Origin of the sequence: Microcoleus sp. A006_D1, assembly GCF_036702805.1 — a bacterium.
Taxonomy (GTDB): Bacteria; Cyanobacteriota; Cyanobacteriia; order Cyanobacteriales; family Microcoleaceae; genus Microcoleus.
This window is the reverse complement of the sequence record NZ_JAUBVZ010000002.1, coordinates 241,172-259,838: the sequence shown is the minus strand read 5'-3', so window position 1 is coordinate 259,838 and position 18,667 is coordinate 241,172. Positions and strand designations below refer to the sequence as shown.

18 protein-coding genes are annotated in these 18,667 nt (G+C 47.3%); 15 read left to right on the top strand and 3 right to left on the bottom strand.

What is annotated here, in order from left to right:
• The first annotated feature begins 226 nt into the window (after positions 1-226).
• A complete protein-coding gene (locus QUB68_RS04055) occupies positions 227-1,378 on the top strand; it encodes a universal stress protein (protein WP_332989622.1) in 1,152 nt (383 codons plus the stop codon).
• Positions 1,379-1,651: 273 nt separating this feature from the next.
• The gene (locus QUB68_RS04050) at positions 1,652-2,920 is read left to right on the top strand and encodes a cation:proton antiporter (protein ID WP_332989621.1); all 1,269 of its coding nucleotides are present in this window, start codon (positions 1,652-1,654) and stop codon (positions 2,918-2,920) included.
• A 79-nt stretch (positions 2,921-2,999) separates the two neighbouring features.
• On the opposite strand, the gene QUB68_RS04045 is transcribed toward QUB68_RS04050, so the two are convergent.
• The gene (locus tag QUB68_RS04045) at positions 3,000-3,635 is read right to left on the bottom strand and encodes a class I SAM-dependent methyltransferase (RefSeq protein WP_332989619.1); all 636 of its coding nucleotides are present in this window, start codon (positions 3,633-3,635) and stop codon (positions 3,000-3,002) included.
• A 6-nt stretch (positions 3,636-3,641) separates the two neighbouring features.
• Positions 3,642-4,103: a cupin domain-containing protein gene (locus QUB68_RS04040; protein WP_332989617.1), complete on the bottom strand. Its 462-nt coding sequence runs from the start codon at positions 4,101-4,103 to the stop codon at positions 3,642-3,644.
• A 352-nt stretch (positions 4,104-4,455) separates the two neighbouring features.
• Here QUB68_RS04040 and QUB68_RS04035 point away from each other — a divergent pair, with 352 nt between their 5' ends.
• From QUB68_RS04035 to QUB68_RS04025, 3 genes are all read left to right on the top strand, one after another.
• Entirely contained in the window at positions 4,456-5,907 is a 1,452-nt protein-coding gene (locus tag QUB68_RS04035) for a folate/biopterin family MFS transporter (protein WP_332989615.1), read from the top strand.
• Positions 5,908-6,085: 178 nt separating this feature from the next.
• On the top strand, positions 6,086-7,582 hold the full coding sequence (locus QUB68_RS04030; RefSeq protein ID WP_332989614.1) for a carotenoid oxygenase family protein: 1,497 nt from the start codon (positions 6,086-6,088) through the stop codon (positions 7,580-7,582).
• 188 nt (positions 7,583-7,770) lie between these two features.
• Entirely contained in the window at positions 7,771-8,670 is a 900-nt protein-coding gene (locus tag QUB68_RS04025; RefSeq protein ID WP_332989612.1) for a DUF4436 family protein, read from the top strand.
• A gap of 167 nt (positions 8,671-8,837) precedes the next feature.
• Here the strand turns inward: QUB68_RS04025 and QUB68_RS04020 are convergent, their stop codons facing one another.
• Positions 8,838-9,692 (bottom strand): SGNH/GDSL hydrolase family protein, encoded by an 855-nt coding sequence (locus tag QUB68_RS04020; protein WP_332989610.1) that lies wholly within the window; start codon positions 9,690-9,692, stop codon positions 8,838-8,840.
• A 38-nt stretch (positions 9,693-9,730) separates the two neighbouring features.
• Here QUB68_RS04020 and QUB68_RS04015 point away from each other — a divergent pair, with 38 nt between their 5' ends.
• From QUB68_RS04015 to QUB68_RS03970, 10 genes are all read left to right on the top strand, one after another.
• The gene (locus tag QUB68_RS04015) at positions 9,731-9,952 is read left to right on the top strand and encodes a nucleotidyltransferase family protein (RefSeq protein WP_332989608.1); all 222 of its coding nucleotides are present in this window, start codon (positions 9,731-9,733) and stop codon (positions 9,950-9,952) included.
• 99 nt (positions 9,953-10,051) lie between these two features.
• Complete coding sequence (locus QUB68_RS04010) at positions 10,052-10,282, top strand: hypothetical protein (protein WP_332989606.1); 231 nt, start codon at positions 10,052-10,054, stop codon at positions 10,280-10,282.
• A complete protein-coding gene (locus QUB68_RS04005; RefSeq protein ID WP_332989604.1) occupies positions 10,257-10,544 on the top strand; it encodes a type II toxin-antitoxin system RelE/ParE family toxin in 288 nt (95 codons plus the stop codon). Before QUB68_RS04010 ends, QUB68_RS04005 begins: the two co-directional genes overlap by 26 nt.
• 103 nt (positions 10,545-10,647) lie before the next feature.
• Complete coding sequence (locus tag QUB68_RS04000; protein WP_332989602.1) at positions 10,648-11,181, top strand: RDD family protein; 534 nt, start codon at positions 10,648-10,650, stop codon at positions 11,179-11,181.
• 38 nt (positions 11,182-11,219) lie between these two features.
• Positions 11,220-11,408 carry a 50S ribosomal protein L33 gene (gene rpmG, locus QUB68_RS03995; RefSeq protein WP_332989600.1) on the top strand — a complete coding sequence of 63 codons (189 nt, stop codon included), beginning with the start codon at positions 11,220-11,222 and terminating at the stop codon, positions 11,406-11,408.
• Positions 11,409-11,572: 164 nt separating this feature from the next.
• Positions 11,573-11,788 (top strand): 30S ribosomal protein S18, encoded by a 216-nt coding sequence (gene rpsR / locus QUB68_RS03990; protein WP_265238843.1) that lies wholly within the window; start codon positions 11,573-11,575, stop codon positions 11,786-11,788.
• Between the two features lie 300 nt (positions 11,789-12,088).
• Complete coding sequence (locus QUB68_RS03985; protein WP_332989598.1) at positions 12,089-14,098, top strand: ribonuclease catalytic domain-containing protein; 2,010 nt, start codon at positions 12,089-12,091, stop codon at positions 14,096-14,098.
• A 229-nt stretch (positions 14,099-14,327) separates the two neighbouring features.
• Positions 14,328-15,773, top strand: coding sequence for a 1-acyl-sn-glycerol-3-phosphate acyltransferase (locus QUB68_RS03980; protein ID WP_332989596.1), 1,446 nt, complete (start codon positions 14,328-14,330; stop codon positions 15,771-15,773).
• Positions 15,774-16,098: 325 nt separating this feature from the next.
• The gene (locus QUB68_RS03975; RefSeq protein ID WP_332989594.1) at positions 16,099-16,992 is read left to right on the top strand and encodes a sensor histidine kinase; all 894 of its coding nucleotides are present in this window, start codon (positions 16,099-16,101) and stop codon (positions 16,990-16,992) included.
• Between the two features lie 163 nt (positions 16,993-17,155).
• Positions 17,156-18,595: an IctB family putative bicarbonate transporter gene (locus QUB68_RS03970; RefSeq protein ID WP_332989592.1), complete on the top strand. Its 1,440-nt coding sequence runs from the start codon at positions 17,156-17,158 to the stop codon at positions 18,593-18,595.
• The last annotated feature ends 72 nt before the right edge of the window (positions 18,596-18,667 follow it).

Below are 18,667 nucleotides of genomic sequence, written 5' to 3'. Positions count from 1 at the left end.
AGTAGTCAGTAGTCGGTAGTCATTAGTCAGTTGTTATTGGTTATTGGTTATTTGTTATTTGTTATTTGTAGCAACTGCCAACTGTCAACTAACAACTGCCAACTGCCAACTGCCAACTGTCAACTAACAACTGCCAACTGCCAACTGCCAACTGCCAACTGTCAACTAACAACTGTCAACTGCCAACTGTCAACTGCCAACTGTCAACTGTCAACTGTCAACTGCTATGATTCACTCTAGCCAACTTCCCCACAATCCAGACGCAGTTTACGCCCAACCGAACCGCGGTTACGATCGCACCCGGCGCCGGGGAAAGCACAAAATATTTATCGGGATGGCCCCCGGTGTCGGCAAAACTTTCCGAATGCTAGAAGAAGGCCACAGACTCAAATCTGAAGGCATTGATGTCGCCGTCGGACTGTTAGAAACTCACGGGCGGAAAGAGACAGCAGCTAAAGGCGAAGGACTAGAAATAGTGCCGCGCAAACAAATGCTGCGTGGCGAAAAAATGCTCACAGAAATGGATACAGAGGCGGTGATAGCACGCCGCCCTCAACTAGCTTTAGTAGACGAATTAGCTCATACAAATATTCCCGGTTCTCTGCGAGAAAAACGATATCAAGATGTCGAAGAAATTCTGAATGCTGGCATTGATGTTTTCTCCACGCTCAATATTCAGCACATAGAAAGTCTTAACGATTTAGTAGCCAGAATTACCGGAGTTATAGTGCGAGAGCGAGTACCCGATCGCATCCTAGAAGCTGCTGATGAAATAGTCGTGATCGATGTCACACCGGAAACTTTAGAAGAAAGGTTGTTAGAAGGGAAAATTTATGCTCCCGAAAAAATTGAACAATCATTAAAAAACTTTTTCCAGCGCCGTCATTTAATTGCTTTGCGAGAACTCGCCCTGCGAGAAGTCGCAGACAGTGTTGAAGATGACGCAGCAACCTTAAAAGGTCAAGTTTGCAACATTCACGAACGAGTTTTAGTATGCGTCTCCACTTATCCCAATTCCTTGCAACTGCTGCGGCGGGGCGCGAGGCTTGCTAACTACATGAATGCCCCATTTTATGCTGTGTTTGTTGACGATCCAGACCGATTTTTAACAAAAGCAGAAAGCTTGCACGTTGAAACTTGTCAGAAGCTTTGTCAAGAATTTAACGGGGAATTTTTGCGAGTAAACGGCAATAAAATAGCCAAAGCGATCGCAGATGTAGCCAAACAGTATCGGATTACTCAAATTGTGATCGGCGAAAGCCAGCAATCCCGCTGGAATTTGCTGCTGCGGGGCTCGTTGACTCAAAAGTTAGTGCGATCGCTCAAACACGTAGATTTGCACATCATCGCTACCGAAAAAAGTGGGGTTCCTAATTAGTCAGTTGACAGTTGACAGTTGACAGTTGACAGTTGTCAGTTGTCAGTTGTCAGTTGTCAGTTGTCCGTTGTCCGTTGTTAGTTGTCAGTTGTCAGTTGTCCGTTGTTACAAATAACAAATAACAAATAACAAATAACAAATAACAAATAACAGATAACAAATAACAGAGAACAGATAACAGATAACAGATAACAAATAGATATAACTTTCGGAGGATAGCAGACTCTAGCTTTCGGTGGATGTGCCTGAAGCTTTTACCTGTCAAGATCGCACGTGTTAAAGCTGATTAAAAGTGCGATCGCTATGGTACATCATTACATTCTCAACTTGCTAGTGATTGGCATCCTCCTGCTCACCGTCACCTTGGGCTCCGGATGGATTTCGCGATTGCCGGTATCTTATGCCTTAATTTATCTAGTTGTCGGTATCGGATTGGGGCCCTACGGCGTCAAGCTGATTGAATTGCGCCCCGAAGCTCAATTTTTAGAAAGACTTACAGAATTTGTAGTTATTGTTTCTCTGTTCAGTTGCGGCTTAAAAATGAATCGCCCGCTGCAACTTTGGGCATGGAATTCGACAGCGCGGCTGATTGGTTTTCTAATGCCAATTTCAATTTTTGCTGTTGCGGCGATCGCTCATTGGTTTGTGAAATTAGATTGGGGCCCTGCGATTTTACTGGGAGCAATTCTCGCTCCCACCGATCCAGTTTTAGCCTCAGAAGTTCAGATAGCTGATATAGAAGATCGCGATGAATTGCGTTTTGGCTTAACATCGGAAGGCGGGTTAAACGATGCTTTAGCTTTTCCCTTTGTTTATTTTGGCATTTATGCGATCAAAGATAACAACTGGCCGAACTGGTTTTCTCAGTGGGCAGCAATTGACTTGCTTTGGGCGATCGCCGCAGGTATCGTGATGGGCATTTTAGTAGCTAAAGCAGTCACCTGGATCGATTTAAGACTCCAACGCTACAGACCGGCCGACGAATTAATGGAAGATTTCATCGCCCTCAGCACAATTCTGCTCACCTATTCCCTCACAGAAGTAGTCAACGGCTACGGATTTCTGGCAGTTTTTGTAGCAGGAATTGTGGTGCAGGGCAGTTACCGCGACCCCGAAAAACCGCTTTCCCAACTGCATTTTACCGAGCGCATAGAAAAGTTAATGGAAGTAGGAACAATTTTAATATTGGGTTCCATGTTGCGCCTAGAAGCTTTGGTGGCACATGGAAGCTACGCCCTTTTAATAGCTGGATTGTTAATCTTTTTCATCCGACCTGTGGGAGCTTGGATCAGTACGATCGGCAGTCGTTTGCATCCGGCTAGCAGGTTGCTGTGCGGTTGGTTCGGCATTCGGGGCGTCGGTTCAATCTATTATCTTACCTATGCTTTTGGTCACGGTTTAAAAGGCGAAACAGCCGAAAAAATTGCCTGGATAACCTTTACTACAATCGTGATTTCTGTGATTGTCCACGGCATTAGTGCCACCCCGTTAATGAACTGGTACGAACGCCGAATTAAACCTAAAGTACCCGATTTAATTTAATTTAGCCACGCATCCTATACAGATTGTCTGCGATATTTGTAGGGACACGGCACTGCCGCGTCCTTACCCAGATTTGCCGCTAAACAGGTTTCACCCCAACTAATAAAGCGAGTTCCCGCCACTTCCAATAACAGTCTACATCATCAAAACCAATTTCTCTAAACCAGCCCAGTTGTGTTTCCACATCCAGCAATTTATTAGACGGATCGTCGGGCGAATCGCTAATACCCAGCGCCTCTCGAAACTTCTCATGTAAAGCCTGTGTTGCGGACGCTACGTGCTCCAAATTGCCAAAAATGCCTCCGGGTTCCAAAAGCTCGAAAATCTCGGCGTAAAGCGAACGTTTGCGATCGTCCTCAACATGATGAATCGCAAAACTGGAAACGATCGCATCAAACCGGCCCAAATCCGGCAGATGTTCGTCAAAATTGTGCTCGATTACCGTGACATTTTTGTCATCAGCAAAGCGAATGCGGGCTTTTTCCAGCATTGTCGGCGAAAAGTCGATCGCCACACATTCAACATTCGGGCGATCGCACTTAAGCAAACCCAACAACCGTCCATCACCCGTACCTACATCCAGAATCCGCTTCACAGTTTGCGGCACTTCCTCCAACAAAACCGCTTCACCTTCCGTGCGGTGAGGAATACCATCAGCCTTAGCGAGATACCACAAAGCGTGTTCCGCCGAACTCCAAAGATTCACTTGACTCATAATTTTTTAACTCTCATAAACATCGCCATTTTTGCGAGTAAAAACCCAACCATTCTCGTTAGATTTAGCAACTAAATCATCATCGGGGTAATGGACTTCATCATCAGGAGTGCGATCGCCAATTTCCAGATAAACAACATTAGCATTCGAGCGGTTAACCAAATGATGCCCATCAGCATCACCCGCCGGAAAACCCGCCGCCATACCAGGTTGCAGCACTTCTTCACCCGAATCAGAAATCAAAGTAACCTCCCCTTCCAGAACATAGACTAACTCATCTTGACGAGAATGCCAATGTCGGAGAGCAGAACAACTTCCCGGCGCCAGCCGCACCAAATTAACCCCAAAATTCAGCAAACCCGCAGCATTACCCAAACGTTTTTTCACTCTTCCCGCCACCGCATACTGGAATTCTTGGGGATAATTCGAGCCTGTACTGTCCGGCACATTTTCAGGATTGATAATCATATAACACTCCTTCCAGCAGTTGTGAACTCTTTATCTTCTTTCTCTTCCTTCGCGTCCTTAGCGTCTTCGCGGTTCGTTATTCCAAAGGTTTCAAAGTAGTAGGATTTTCCCGAATCGGCTTAATGAAACGACTAAGGCTAAATTAGCCCCCAATCCTAAAATCCAAGCCGCCCACAGAGCAACAATTCTAATTTCTGCTTTCATTGCTACAAAACATAGTTTAATTTCAGCTAATCACAATTTTATAACCGCTGCCAGCCGCCAGTCAATTTAGCATCCTACCTCCGACAGTTGCCCCAACTCATTAAGAATGTGTTATAAATATTGAGATTCATTAAGAAATATTGCTCAAATGCTCCTTTCCCCCTCTGGCGCCAGCAAACTCAAAGAATCTTTAAAAGAAAAAGTATTCTTCGGGAATGAGCCAACCCCCGAACTCATAGCCATCTTACTGATTTACTTCGTCCAAGGCATTCTCGGACTAGCTCGTTTAGCCGTCAGCTTCTTCCTCAAAGACGAACTCGGCATGAGTCCCGCCGAAGTCTCAGCAATGCTGGGCGTCGTCGCCCTACCTTGGATTATCAAACCCGTGTTCGGCTTCATGTCCGACGGTTTGCCCATATTCGGCTACCGCAGACGGCCTTACATCGTCCTCTCCGGGCTGTTGGGAACCTCAGCGTGGGTTGCCCTCGCAACAATTGTACACACGCCGTTAGCCGCTACAGGGGCGATCGCCCTGAGTTCCCTTTCCCTAGCAGTCAGCGACGTAATCGCCGACTCCCTAGTAGTCGAAAGAGCCAGAAAAGAAACCGTTGCCGACGCCGGTTCCCTGCAATCATTATCTTGGGGCGCATCAGCCCTCGGCGGACTAATTACCGCCTACCTCAGCGGTTCCCTGCTGCAACACTTCAGCACCCATACCATCTTTTTAATCACCGCATCTTTCCCGCTCATCGTATCAGCAACAGCCTGGTTAATTGCCGAAGAAAAAACCAACAAAAGAACCGACTTTGAAACAGTCAAAGACCAAATAAAACAACTACGGCAAGCTATTACTCAAAAAGTAATTTGGCTGCCCACCGCCTTTCTCTTCCTTTGGCAAGCGACCCCAAGTTCCGACTCCGCCTTCTTCTTTTTCACCACCAACGAACTAGGCTTTAAACCAGAATTTCTAGGTCGAGTGCGCCTCGTTACGAGCATTGCAGCCCTCGTCGGCATCTGGCTATTCCAGCGCTTCTTCAAAACAATTCCCTTTCGAGTAATTTTCGGCTGGTCAACAGTCATTGCAACTGCCTTAGGCATGACTACGTTATTATTAGTAACTCATGCCAACCGAGCATTAGGAATTGATGACCAGTGGTTCAGCATCGGAGACAGCCTGATCCTAACAGTAATCGGACAAATCGCTTATATGCCCGTGCTGGTACTCTCCGCACGATTGTGTCCGCGAGGTGTCGAAGCAACCTTATTTGCTGTGCTGATGTCAGTCACCAACTTAGCCGGACTTATTTCCTATGAAGGCGGTGCAATTTTGACTCACTGGCTCGGAATTACCGATCGCAATTTCGACAACCTCTGGCTGCTAATAGTCATCACCAACCTGTCCACACTGCTGCCCCTCCCCTTCCTAAATTGGCTGCCCGCAGACAGTACAGAAAGCGGCGATCCAAACTACCAACAATCTCTCCCAGTATTAGAACCAGAACTGGGCTGTACCAAACCCGGCGGACAGCATTTCATGCCCGAATACTTTCCCGACTTAGTACCGACATCAATTCCCGAAACCCGCACTGTTGACAGTTGACAGTTGTCAGTTGTCAGTTGATAGTTGTCAGTTGATAGTTGTCAGTTGTCATCAGCTAGAGGGAAGAAGGAAGAAGAAAAAAAAATCCCCATCTCCCCATCTCCCCATCTCCCCCTCTCCCCTTCCCCCTCTCTCTCAGCGCCCTCTGCGGTTAAATCAATAAAAGCTTATTCCACCCATGCAAAAACTACAAATTTCCCAACCTCAAACAGCCGCCCCAAACTTATCATACGATCGCAAAGACTGGCAGCGCGGCTACGAATCTCAACCCAACGAAGCCGACTACTGGATTGACGACATAGAAGGCGAAATTCCCGCCGGCTTGCAAGGCACATTCTTTCGCAACGGGCCCGGATTATTGGATGTCAACGGCCAGCGCATCCACCACCCGTTTGACGGCGACGGGATGGTTTGTGCGATCGCAATTACTGAAAGCCGCGCCCATTTCCGCAACCGATTCGTGCGTACTGAAGGCTACCTCGCCGAACAAAAAGCCGGAAAAATCCTGCACCGAGGCGTATTCGGCACACAGAAAGCCGGAGGCTGGCTAGCCAACATCTTTGATGTCAAAATCAAAAACATCGCCAACACCAACATCATTTATTGGGGCGACAAACTGCTAGCACTCTGGGAAGCAGCACAGCCCTACAGACTCGATCCCCGCAGCCTAGAAACCCTCGGATTAGACACCCTAGACGGCATCTTGGAACCCGGTGAAGCCTTCGCAGCCCACCCCAGAATTGAAAAAGGGAAAAATGGAGCAGGAGATAGATTAGTCAACTTTTCAGTCAAGCCCGGTTTGTCGAGTACAATTACCATTTACGAATTCGACGAAAGCGGCAAACTTTTGCAGCGTCACGCCCATGCAATCCCGGGTTTTGCCTTTTTGCACGACATGGTAATTACCCCTAATTACTGCATATTCTTCCAAAATCCCGTCAGCTTCAATCCCCTACTTTTCCTGTTAGGATTTCGGAGTGCGGCCCAGTGCATTCAATTTTCGCCAAACAAGCCCACGCAAGCAATTTTAATTCCCCGCAACGGCACTGACGACGTGAAGATATTAGAAACCGAACCTTGTTTTGTCTTCCACCACTGCAACGCCTGGGAAGCAGACGGCGAAGTTTTTGTTGACTCAGTTTGCTACGCATCATTTCCAACTGTAGAACATGACGGCGATTTTATGGAGATTGATTTTGACAGCATTCCCGCCGGAGAATTGTGGCGATTTCAGCTCAATTTAAACGAGAAAACTGTCAAGCATCAAGTTGTTGAAACTCGGTGTTGCGAGTTTCCAACTTTGCATCCAAATAATGTCGGACAACCTTACCGATATCTTTACATCGGCGCGGCCGATTCTCCCACCGGGAATGCTCCTTTGCAAGCTATTCTTAAAGTAGATTTCCTGACGGGAGAAAGGCAAGTCTGGAGTGTCGCACCGCGTGGCTTCGCGGGGGAACCGGTGTTTGTTCCCCGTCCCGATGCTGTTGCTGAGGATGACGGCTGGCTGCTAGTTTTGATGTATGATGCAGCTAATCATCGATCGACCTTAGCGATTCTAGATGCCAGCGACATCACCAAAGGCCCCGTAGCGCGCCTACATTTAAAACAGCACATTCCCTACGGTTTGCACGGCAGTTTTACACCAAACGTACTGCTTCCTATCGGTTCGTAGTACGTTCGTAAGAGTCGGCAATTAAAATCGCGACTAGACAAACAAAGTCCGCCTCTTACACGGTGCCCAGAAACCGGGTTTTTTACGAAAATACTTGCTTACTACCCGAAGTATTGGTAAAAAACCCGGTTTCTTTAGTCTTTGTGCATAATTTCTGAACAATTAAATACATAAAATATCCATAATTAATGCAAAATGTCAACCAACTTAATATCAAAAAAACACTTATTTTAATTTGCAGCATCGCCGTAAGTTTGGCAATTATCTTATCTATTTACTCTCACAATGCTAACGCCCAAGAGCCTTACAAACCCTCTCCAGACAGCACTGTAGCCCCCAAAGGCTTGGTTGAGGTCAAAATGACGGTAATTGGAGTAGATCCCATTAAGAATGAATTAGAAACCCGTTTGCAGTTTGAACTCAAAGGTATCTATAAAAAAGGGCCAACTTACCCGGCTCAAGACTTGTTAATGACAGTTAACGGCGCAAATGTAGAGGATTCGGAAATTACCTTTAAAGAAGGCAAACCGATGATGGTTCCAGCATTAAAGTTCAACTTAGTCAAGGGAAAAATTAACAATTATCCGTTTGACAGGCACATTGCTAAAGTAGCTATTTCGCTCGACCCGCTGGCTTCGATTGGTAAAAAGTTTGCTCCGTTTGAACTAAATCCAGTGCCGCTGGAATTTAAGTTTAATGCCGATGTTCCCGGTTTTGACATCAGTTATATGCCGATGGAAGAGAACTCGTCTATCTTTATCTATATCGATGTTTATGCAACTCGCTCGGTTCCGGTGAAATTCTTTGCCTTAGTGATTATTGTCATCATGTGGGTACTTTCAATTATGGCGCTCTTGCTAGCATTGAAAGTGATGCAATCTGGCAAGTTGCCGGAAGTGGGAATGCTGAGTTGGACTGGTGTGATGCTGTTTGCTTTTCCCGCTATTCGCAATGCTCAGCCGGGGGTGCCGCCAGTGGGAACTGCTAGCGATTTCCTGTCGTTTTTTTGGACAGAAATTATTGTGGTGGTGGCGTTGGTGATTATCGGTAGCTGTTGGTTGAAGCGGTATCATCCGCCGATTGAGTGATAACGGGAATTGGGAATTGGTAATGGGTAATGGGTAATGGGTAATGGGTAATTGGGTAATGGGTAATTGGGAAGAATCAACCGGGCATCACATCACAACGAATGACTAATGACTAATGACTACTGACTACTGACTAATGACTACTGACTACTGACTACTGACTAATCTCAATTTTTTACCTGCAAATTCTCAATATCCTTAGCGGGTACGCCCAAGCCGCGCAAGATAGTAAAAGCAATAATTCGATATCCCGACGGATTGGGGTGAACTCCATCGGCTGCTAACAAATTCAGAGTTTTTCCGGCGTGTTTTTGATAGGTGCCGATTACTTCCCGAAACGGTGCATTTAAATCGATAAACAAGCACTGGTTTTGCTTCGCAATTTCTCGCATCGCGGCAACATATTCTTGCAATCTGCGATTTTCTGGGCCGTCGAGAATCTCGCGGATGGGAGTAGGAGAAAGCAGCACGACTCGAATTCCGGCGGCTTTTGCTGCCAGTACCATTTGAGTTATTTTGTCTATATATTCTGCCAGAGGTACCCCCGCTGCTAAGTTGCCTTGCGGATAAAACTGAAGCTTTTGGAAGTCGAAGAAAGCGTGCCAAACGTCGTTGACTCCGGCGTTAATCGTGACTAAATCTGGCTTTTTGTCGATCGCATCTTTCTGAAAACGCGCCTGCATATCTGTCGCCTTGTTGCCGGAGATGCCAGCGTTGACGATTTCGATTTTACGATCGGGATACAGCGCATTTAGATAGCGTTGCAGCAGCCAAACGTAACCTCCGGGATATTTCGCGGCTTCGGTGATGCTGTCGCCCACCGTCACAATTTTGCGCTTGCCGGCGAGCACGTTTTGGATTTCGGGCGGTGGACTAGCTTCGGATACGGGTGTTGTAAACACGGGAAATAACGAGTGAGGAATGTTGAAGGCAATAATAGCAGCAATTACGGCGAGGGCAATTCTGACTAACAGTTGCCTTAGCGGGTTTTTGGGACGGGGCGATCGCACATTTGGAGACATTGCGCAGTTTGTATTAAATTGATACTTGAGGAAATTGTATGATGAAACTACAACAGTTATTACAATCCAAGCGTGAGGATATCCTGGCGGTGGCGCTGCGACATGGGGCGTTTAATGTACGGGTGTTTGGTTCGGTGGCGCGGGGTGTTGTCGATGAGAGTAGTGATATTGACCTTTTGGTGGATTATGATTTACATAAAATTTCGCCTTGGTTCCCAGGGGATGCTCTTGATGGATTTGCAAGATATACTAGGTTGTAAGGTAGATATTATGACGGAACAAGGATTAAGCCGTTTGATTAAGGATCGGGTTTTTGCGGAGGCGAAATATTTCGTCAATTTTAGTTTAAAGGAGGCTGTATGATGACTTTACAAGAAATTATTGATCAGGTTCAAAGTTTATCAATAGAAGATCAGGATCAGTTGTTTGAGTTAATCCGTAAGCGACGGGTCGAGAATCGGCGGGCTGAAATTTTGGCGAATGCTCAGGAAGTGATGGAAGCTTTTAAGAATGGGACAGCAAAGAGGGGAAGCGTTGATGATTTGATCGCAGATTTACTAGGAGATGATGATGGAAGTTGTCTGGAGTAGTGGATTTAATCGGTCTTTTAGGAAGATCACAAAGAAAAATCCACAATTAAAGGCTCAAATTGCTAAGGTGTTAAGGCTATTGGCAGATGATCCATTTACGCCATCTTTGAAGTCTCACAAGTTAGGAGGGGAGTTAGCCGGATTATGGTCTTGTTCTGTTGCATATGATTGCAGAATAATTTTTAATTTCTCTGAAGATGAGGAATTGTTAGAAATGGTGATTCTATTGGTTGATATTGAAAGCCATGATGAGGTTTATTAATATGTAGCTGCGCCTTGACCCTATGCCCTACGGCTCCAAGCCCCTTGATTTCGATTACGATAGAAACAGGACTTACGCATTTCAAAGTAATTCTTTTTTGCCCATGAGTTCCGACCTAGTTCCCCTCCTTCCCAAAGTATCACTAGAACGCCGCGCCGGTGCCTTCTGCATCGACGCGATCGCCGTTTGGCTGCCCAGCTTGCTTCTCGGCACTAATCCGATCGCCCAAACCATCTTTTTTGTCCTCCTGTGGTTGATAATGCGTGTAGCCATCGTCAGGAAAAACCAAGGTCAAAGTCTCGGGCGGTGGGCCCTGGACATGAAAATTGCCGATACCAGGTTCCAACGGACTCCGGGCTTCCAAGAATTGTGCAAGCGCGAGGCATTGCTGGGCATTTGCGCCGCCCTAGCCTTTGCGGGTGTAGGCGGACTCACATCTACCAACGCCGCCGTCTTGCTGCTGATGCTGCCGCTGGCGATCGACTGTAGCGTCGCCTTCACCGACAGTGACAGGTTTCCCCAAGCTTTTCACGATCGACTCAGCGGGACGATGATCGTCGGAGCCCGTCGCGGCTACTCCCTCGACATCAAAGTTAGAAGATTGCTTGACCAAGTGCAGAGCAATGTGAGAAGATAATAAATTGTGTTTAAATTAGTCGAAATTTATTTAGAATTATGGCTAAAGGCGTCCGCATCATAATTACCCTAGAGTGTACTGAGTGCCGAACCAACGCGAGCAAACGCTCCAAAGGCGTGTCTCGGTACACCACCTCCAAGAACCGCCGCAACACGACGGCGCGGCTGGAACTCAAAAAGTTCTGCCCCCATTGCAACAGGCACACTGCCCACAAAGAGATCAAATAGTCATTAGTCATTAGTCATTAGTCATCAGTCATCAGTAGTTGGCAATTGATATTGACCCGCGAACAGCAGATAACTAACAAATGCTTTCCTGACGGCTAGCAACTAACGGCTAATAACTAGGAACTAACAGTTAACAGTAGTCAACAGTCAACAAAGAACAAACCATGACTTATTTTCGCCGGCGCGTTTCGCCAATCAAACCAGGAGACCCGATCGACTACAAAGATGTCGATTTGCTCAAAAAATACGTCACAGAACGCGGTAAAATTTTGCCCCGCCGGATTACCGGTTTGACCGCAAGACAGCAGCGCGACCTGACCCGTAGCATCAAAAGAGCAAGAATTGTAGCTTTGATGCCCTTCGTAAACCAAGAAGGTTAAGCAGATTTTGGATTTTGGATTTTAGATTTTGGACTGGAACCTCAGACTTGCGCGAAAACAACGTCTTTCTGCCATAAAGAATGCAGCGAAATTATCGCGAAATCGGCTTGAGAGTCGCTCAGGCGCAAGTCTCGTTCAAAAGTCAAAAGTTAAAAAAAAAATAAAAAGCGCAACTTTTTAAAGTTTAACTTGCACAATTGACCAGAAAAATTGCCAACATCCAAAATCTAAAATCGTAAGAAAAGAAACTCGATAAGTGGCAACAGTAAAAATCCAAAATCTCAAACATAAAGCTGGCAAGTGGAGAAGGGAACGTTAGTAGAATTTAGAGTGCACGGCGACCGCCGTCTGGCAGTTGCCGATCGCCCCGACGGCAAGAAAAACTGGGTTGTCGTAGACGAAAACGGTCAACCGCACAGCATTCCGCCCAAACAAATCAGCTACGAAGCAGTCGGAGAAACTTACAAACCCTCCGATATTTCCAAATTTCTTAAAGAAGTAGAATCTTACTCAGATCCGTCGAGTCTAGAAGTAGCTTGGGAACTGCTAGTGGGCGACGGAGAAAATACAGATCCGGAATCCCTGGCAATGTTGCTATTTTCCGATCGCACAGCGGCCCAGTGCTACGCTGCCTACTGTTTGCTGTCAACTGATAAACTGTATTTCAAACAAAAGGGCGATCGCTACGAACCACGATCGACCGCCCAAGTAGCCGAAATCAAACACCAGCAAGAAGTAGAACAGCAGCGACATCAAGAATCCCAAGGATTTTGGGATCGAGTTAAACAGCGGCTGGCTGGGGAAAATAATCTAGATTGGCTTCCTAGCGATCGAACTCGCCTCGATGCCCTAGAACGCTTTGCCACCCTCGGAGAAGAAGCAACTCATCGCACGCCGGCATTAGAAACTTTAGCCAGCTTACAACGTCCCGAAAACCCCGAAGCGGCATTTGGCCTCCTAGTTGATCTCGGCCTGTGGAGTCCCCACGAAAACCTGTTTTTGCGGCGCAGCCAAATTCCCCTACAACTCTCGGCAAAGGTATTAGAAGTGGCCGAAAGCTGCCTAGAAAATCCCGCAACCGACTCCGAAACAGATCGTCTCGATTTAACTCACCTCAAGGTTTACACGATCGACGACGAAAGCACCACCGAAATCGACGACGGCCTCAGCTTAGAATTCCTCGAAAACGGCCAGCAGCGACTGTGGATACACATCGCCGATCCCACCCGCTTGCTTTCCCCCGGAGACGAACTCGACCTCGAAGCCAGAAAGCGTACCACTACAGTTTATTTGCCCACGGGCATGATCCCGATGTTTCCCCCAGCTTTGGCAACTGGGCCGATGAGTTTAATTCAAGGTAAAGAGTGCAGCGCCCTAAGCTTTAGCGTCACCTTAGACGAAACAGGCGCCGCCCAAGATTACAGCATCCACATCAGCACGATCAAACCCACCTACCGCTTAACCTACGATGACGTAGACGAAATGCTGGAGTTGGGAATCGAAGCAGAACCGGAAATAAGCGCGATCGCATCTGCGGCCAAACTGCGCCAAAAATGGCGGGAAGCCCAAGGTGCAATCAGCATTTTCATGCCCGAATCGGTGATCAAAGTCAACGGCGACGAGATCAAAATCCACGTCATCGACGACTCCACCGCCAGACTGCTAGTAGCCGAAATGATGATTTTAGGTGGGGAATTAGCCGCCCGCTACGGTCAAACTCACAGCCTACCAATTCCCTACCGCTATCAGCCCCAGCCCGAACTCCCCCCAGAGGAAGAACTGCTAGCCGTGCCCGCAGGCCCCGCCCGCGCTTGCGCCGTGCGCCGCTGTATGCCCCGCAGCGAAATGGGTCTGACCCCCGGACGGCACGCAGGCTTGGGTTTAGAGTCCTACACTCAAGTTACGTCTCCCATCCGCCGCTATACCGATTTGCTGACTCACTTCCAAATTAAAGCCCATCTGCGGGGCGAACCCCTACCTTTCTCAGCCCAAGAAATACAGGATATTGTGATGTGTCTGGGCACCGCAGTTAGAGAAGCCTCTACCGTGGAACGCCAAACTAACCGCTATTGGGGATTGGAATATTTGCGGCGCAATCCTGATGAAGTTTGGGAAGCTTTGATGCTGCGCTGGTTGAGGGAAGATAGCAATCTTGCTTTGATTTTGCTGGAAGAGTTGGGTTTGGAATTGGCGATGCGATTTGGTCGATCGATCGAAATAGGCGATCGGCTAGAAGTCAAAGTCACTCACTGCGATCCGCGATCGGATGTGATTAACTTCCAAGAAGTGATTCTTGAAGCGGCACAATAGGATTTTAGATTTTGGATTTTAGATTTGGGATTTTGGATTGCCAAAATCTTAGTGACAGGAGTTATGTGCTTGTGGCTAGAAACGAATAAGCTTAAGTTAGCAATCTAACCCGAATTTCATCTTACGAACTTAGGGGAGCCCACTCTTCAACCCGCCTCCGCGGGTTTTGTTTCTGTAGGGGCGGTTTCAACCGCCGTCTTAACTAAAATCTAAAATTTAAAATAGCCAAATGCCCAATTCAATTAATCAAGTTCAGCCGCCGCTGGAATTCATACCCCCAGCCTACAATCCGCTAGTCGTCCGGGTTTGTCAGCAAATACTCCCTTGGTGGCTGCGATTTAAGACGAATATCAGCCACATTCAAGCCGAAAACGTCGATACTCTCGCCGAACTATTCCACCAATTTCAAAATCAGAAAGTTCGCTTCTTGCTAGCCTTCCGCCACCCCAACTCAGACGATCCCTACTGTTTGGGACAACTAATTTGGAAACTCGTTCCCCAGGCGGCCCGCGCCAAAGGCATTCCCCTGCAATTCCCCGTACATTCGCACTTTATTTACGATCGCGGAATTCCGCTGTGGGCCGGTTCTAGCGTCGGTTGGCTGTATTCTCGCCTCGGCGGTACTCCGATTGTGCGCGGCAAGATCGATCGCGCTGGATTGCGATCGGCCCGCGATTTATTTGCCAATAGCCAATTTCCGATCGCCGCCGCCCCAGAAGGCGCCACTAACGGTCACAATGAAATAGTTAGCCCCCTCGAACCGGGAATTGCTCAAATGGGCTTCTGGTGCGTTGAGGATTTGCACAAAGCCGGACGGACTGATGAAAAAGTGTTAATTGTGCCGATCGGCATTCAATACCGCTATGTCAATCCACCTTGGCAACCCCTAGAAAAACTTTTAACTCAATTAGAAATAGATTGCGGACTACCAGCCCTAGAGCGCACCGATCTCGCCGATTTAAACGCGGCAAATCCCGCTCCCACAAACCAAAATCACCAATTCCAATATCTGCGCCTGATTCGACTTGGCAGCCATTTGCTAGGAGTAATGGAACAATTTTATACCCGTTTTTACCATAGAAATTTTCACCCAAAAGCATCTGCTGTAACAGCATTATCAATTCCAGAAACAACTGCAAATTATTCTGGGAATGAGCAGATAATTCCTCGACTTACAGCACTGTTAGATGTAGCTTTGCAAGTAGCAGAAGAATATTTTAACTTGAAGCCCAAAGGCAGTTTGATAGACCGCTGCCGCCGTTTGGAACAAGCAGGCTGGGACTACATTTATCGAGAAGATATCAAAGATATTGCAGCACTTTGTCCTTTAGAAAGAGGATTAGCCGATCGCCTCGCTGAAGAAGCAAGTCTGCGAATGTGGCACATGAGACTTGTCGAAAGTTTCGTCTCCGTCACCGGCAGGTACGTCCAAGAAAAGCTGACCGCAGAACGTTTGGCAGAAACCACTTTATTGCTGTGGGACGTACTGACTCGGATCAAAGGCGGAAATCCTTTCGGCCGCCCTTCTTTGGGCAAACAGCGGGTGCAAATGACCGTGGGCGAACCGATATCCGTGGGCGATCGCTGGCAGGGATATCAAACCAGTCGCAGGTTAGCAGTTGCCGAACTCACTCAAGACTTGCAATCAGCTTTAGAACAGATGATTAAATCTTAAATTAGGCAGATCGGCAAGCAGTTCGAGAACAGAGGGAAGAGAGAAAAGGGAAGCAGGAATATAGAAGCAAGAAGCCGGAAGATATCTTGCCTTTCCGTTCCCGCTCCGTTTGTGCTTCGTGAAGCAAACAAGTTGTTATCAGCTTGAGGAAGATGTATAATAAACCCCTAATATCAGTCCCGGTTAATCATTCATAATAAAGTTGTTCGCTCTCCGTCCTTGAGGATTTTGAGGAGTTTAATGCTCACTACAAACTTAATTATAATTATTGAACCGGACTAGATATAACAATAAATGCTTGATAATTAACCACCGAAAATAACCGATGAATAACAAACCTATCGATTTGTCTACTAACTCAATTAAGGTAAAACTCCTGAATTATTTAGCCCAGGAATTGCTTACCCCACTCACTTCCGTCATCGGCATGGCGAGCGTATTGAACCAAGAAATTTACGGCCCATTAACCAGCAAGCAAAAAGAATATATCGACGTGATCCAAGACAGCAGCCAGTCTTTGCGATCGCTAGTTGAAGAAATTTTGGGACTGGCAGAACTTGATGAATCCGCTTTCACATTAAAGCGAACCGCAGTCGATATAGAAAGTTTGTGCCAGCAGGTTGTGACAAACCTGTTGCAGGCGGCAAGTAGACGAGAGCAAGAAATTAATTTGTCGATGGGGCCCGGGCCGCGCATCTGGTTAGCCGATAAAGATAAAGTTCAGCAAATGCTGCACCACTTAATTTTTAGCATTATTCAATCTGCTGGAGCAGGCAGCGTGATTCGAGTCCACGTTTCTCGGAAAGAAGATGGTATCAATATCGGAGTTTGGGTTTTTCATCCTTGGTTGGGAGAAAGTTTGCCCCATGCTAAACTCTACTCCGACTACTTGCTGAAGGTGGGATCGGCTAGCGGTGCGCGATCGAACTCCGAAACCTGCTCGGGGGATCTCGAATCGCAACTCCCGAGACAGACACAGGACTCCCAGCGATTAACGCTGGCATTTTCTGAGTTGGCGGCTTTGGTTGCCCAAAATGCCGCGGATAGCGCCCCAGTGTTAGCTGGTTACGGGGCAAGGGAACGCTTGGGGCTGCTGCTTTGCTGCCAGTTGGTGGAAATTCAAGGCGGCCAACTCTCGATTCAGGGCACTCCGGAATCTGGATATCGCTACGTGCTCTGGCTCCCGTGCATCAATGCTACGGAGTTGTTGGAAGGCTAAAAGCGGTTGATAGTTGACAATTGGCAGTTGACAGTTGATGGTTGATGGTTGTTATTGGTTACTTATTATTGGTTACTTGTTATTGGTTACTTGTTTGACAGCCAATAACGAATAACGAATAACGAATAACGAATAACGAATAACGAATAACAAATTTAAAGAAATGAATTCAGTTTGGCAACAGTTAACTATGGCAAATTTGCCGCTCTCTCAGTGGCAAAGTGGCAGTTATTTATTGAATTGGGCGATCGGCAATGCACGCAGTTGGCGGCAGAGTAGCTGGCTGATGCAGTGGGCTGAGCCCCTGGGTTTTGGTTTGCTGGCCTTGACGTTTGGTATGGGCCCGTTTGTGAACAATGCCCTGGTGGGGGTGTTGATGGGGGCTGGCGCTGCATTTTGGCTGCTGCTGACTGTTTCGGACGATCGCGCGATCGTCCTCACACCCATTCACTTGCTGGTACTTTTGTACTGGGGCATTGCTACCGTCGCCACCGCCATGTCGCCCGTCAAAGCCGCCGCTTTTACCGGTTGGAGCAAGCTAACGCTGTATTTGCTGTTTTTTGCGCTGATGGCGCGGATCTTGCGAGATCCCCGCTGGCGATCGTGGTTAATTGCCGTATATTTAAATGTCGCTCTAATTGTCAGTTTCTACGGCGTGCGCCAGTGGATTGATAAAGTGCCGCCATTAGCTACTTGGAACGATCCGACTTCTACTCAAGCCAATCTCACCCGAGTTTACAGTTTTTTGGGCAATCCAAACTTGCTCGGTTCCTATTTGCTGCCGGCAATTGCCTTCAGCGCCGCCGCACTTTTTGTGTGGAAAGGATGGGGAACCAAACTTTTAGCGCTGACGATACTGGTGGTGAATTGCGCGTGTTTGCGCTACACCGACAGCCGGGGTGCTTGGATCGGTTTTGTGGCTCTGCTTGTGGTGTTTTTAGTGCTGCTTTGGTACTGGTACAGCCCTTTGATGCCTAGGTTCTGGCGGACTTGGGCGCTGCCGTTAGGGTTAGGAGGTTTGGCTGGGGCGTTAATTTTGGGAGTGGCTTTGGTGGAGCCTCTGCGCGATCGAATTTCGAGTATGTTTGTCGGCCGCGGTGACAGCAGTAACAATTTTCGGATTAATGTTTGGACGGCGGTGACTCACATGATTCGCGATCGGCCAATTATCGGCATTGGGCCGGGAAACACTGCTTTTAATAAAGTTTATCCGCTTTATATGAAGCCAAAATTCACTGCTTTGAGCGCTTATTCCGTGCTGTTGGAAATTACCGTAGAAACTGGTTTTATCGGTTTAATGTGTTTCCTGTGGCTAATGACTGTTACTGTCAATCAAGGTTTGTCGCAGATCAAAAAAATGCGGGACGCGCAATTTAACAGCTCTAACTCGCAGGAAGCATCCCCAAATCTTAAATCAAATCAGGCGTTTTGGTTGATTGGGGCGATCGCAACTTTAGTCGGCATGATGGCGCACGGTTTTGTCGATACCGTTTGGTACCGACCAGAAGTTAATATGCTGTGGTGGCTGATGGTGGCGATTATTGCTAGTTTTTACAGAAATTCTCAGCAGCAGCAAGATTCAGCTTTGACTGAGGGCGAGTAGAGACAAGTGCTGGCGGGGTTTTCCCCCCGCCCGATGCGGGTACTAGCCAGAGAGATGCTGTAAATGGCGGTA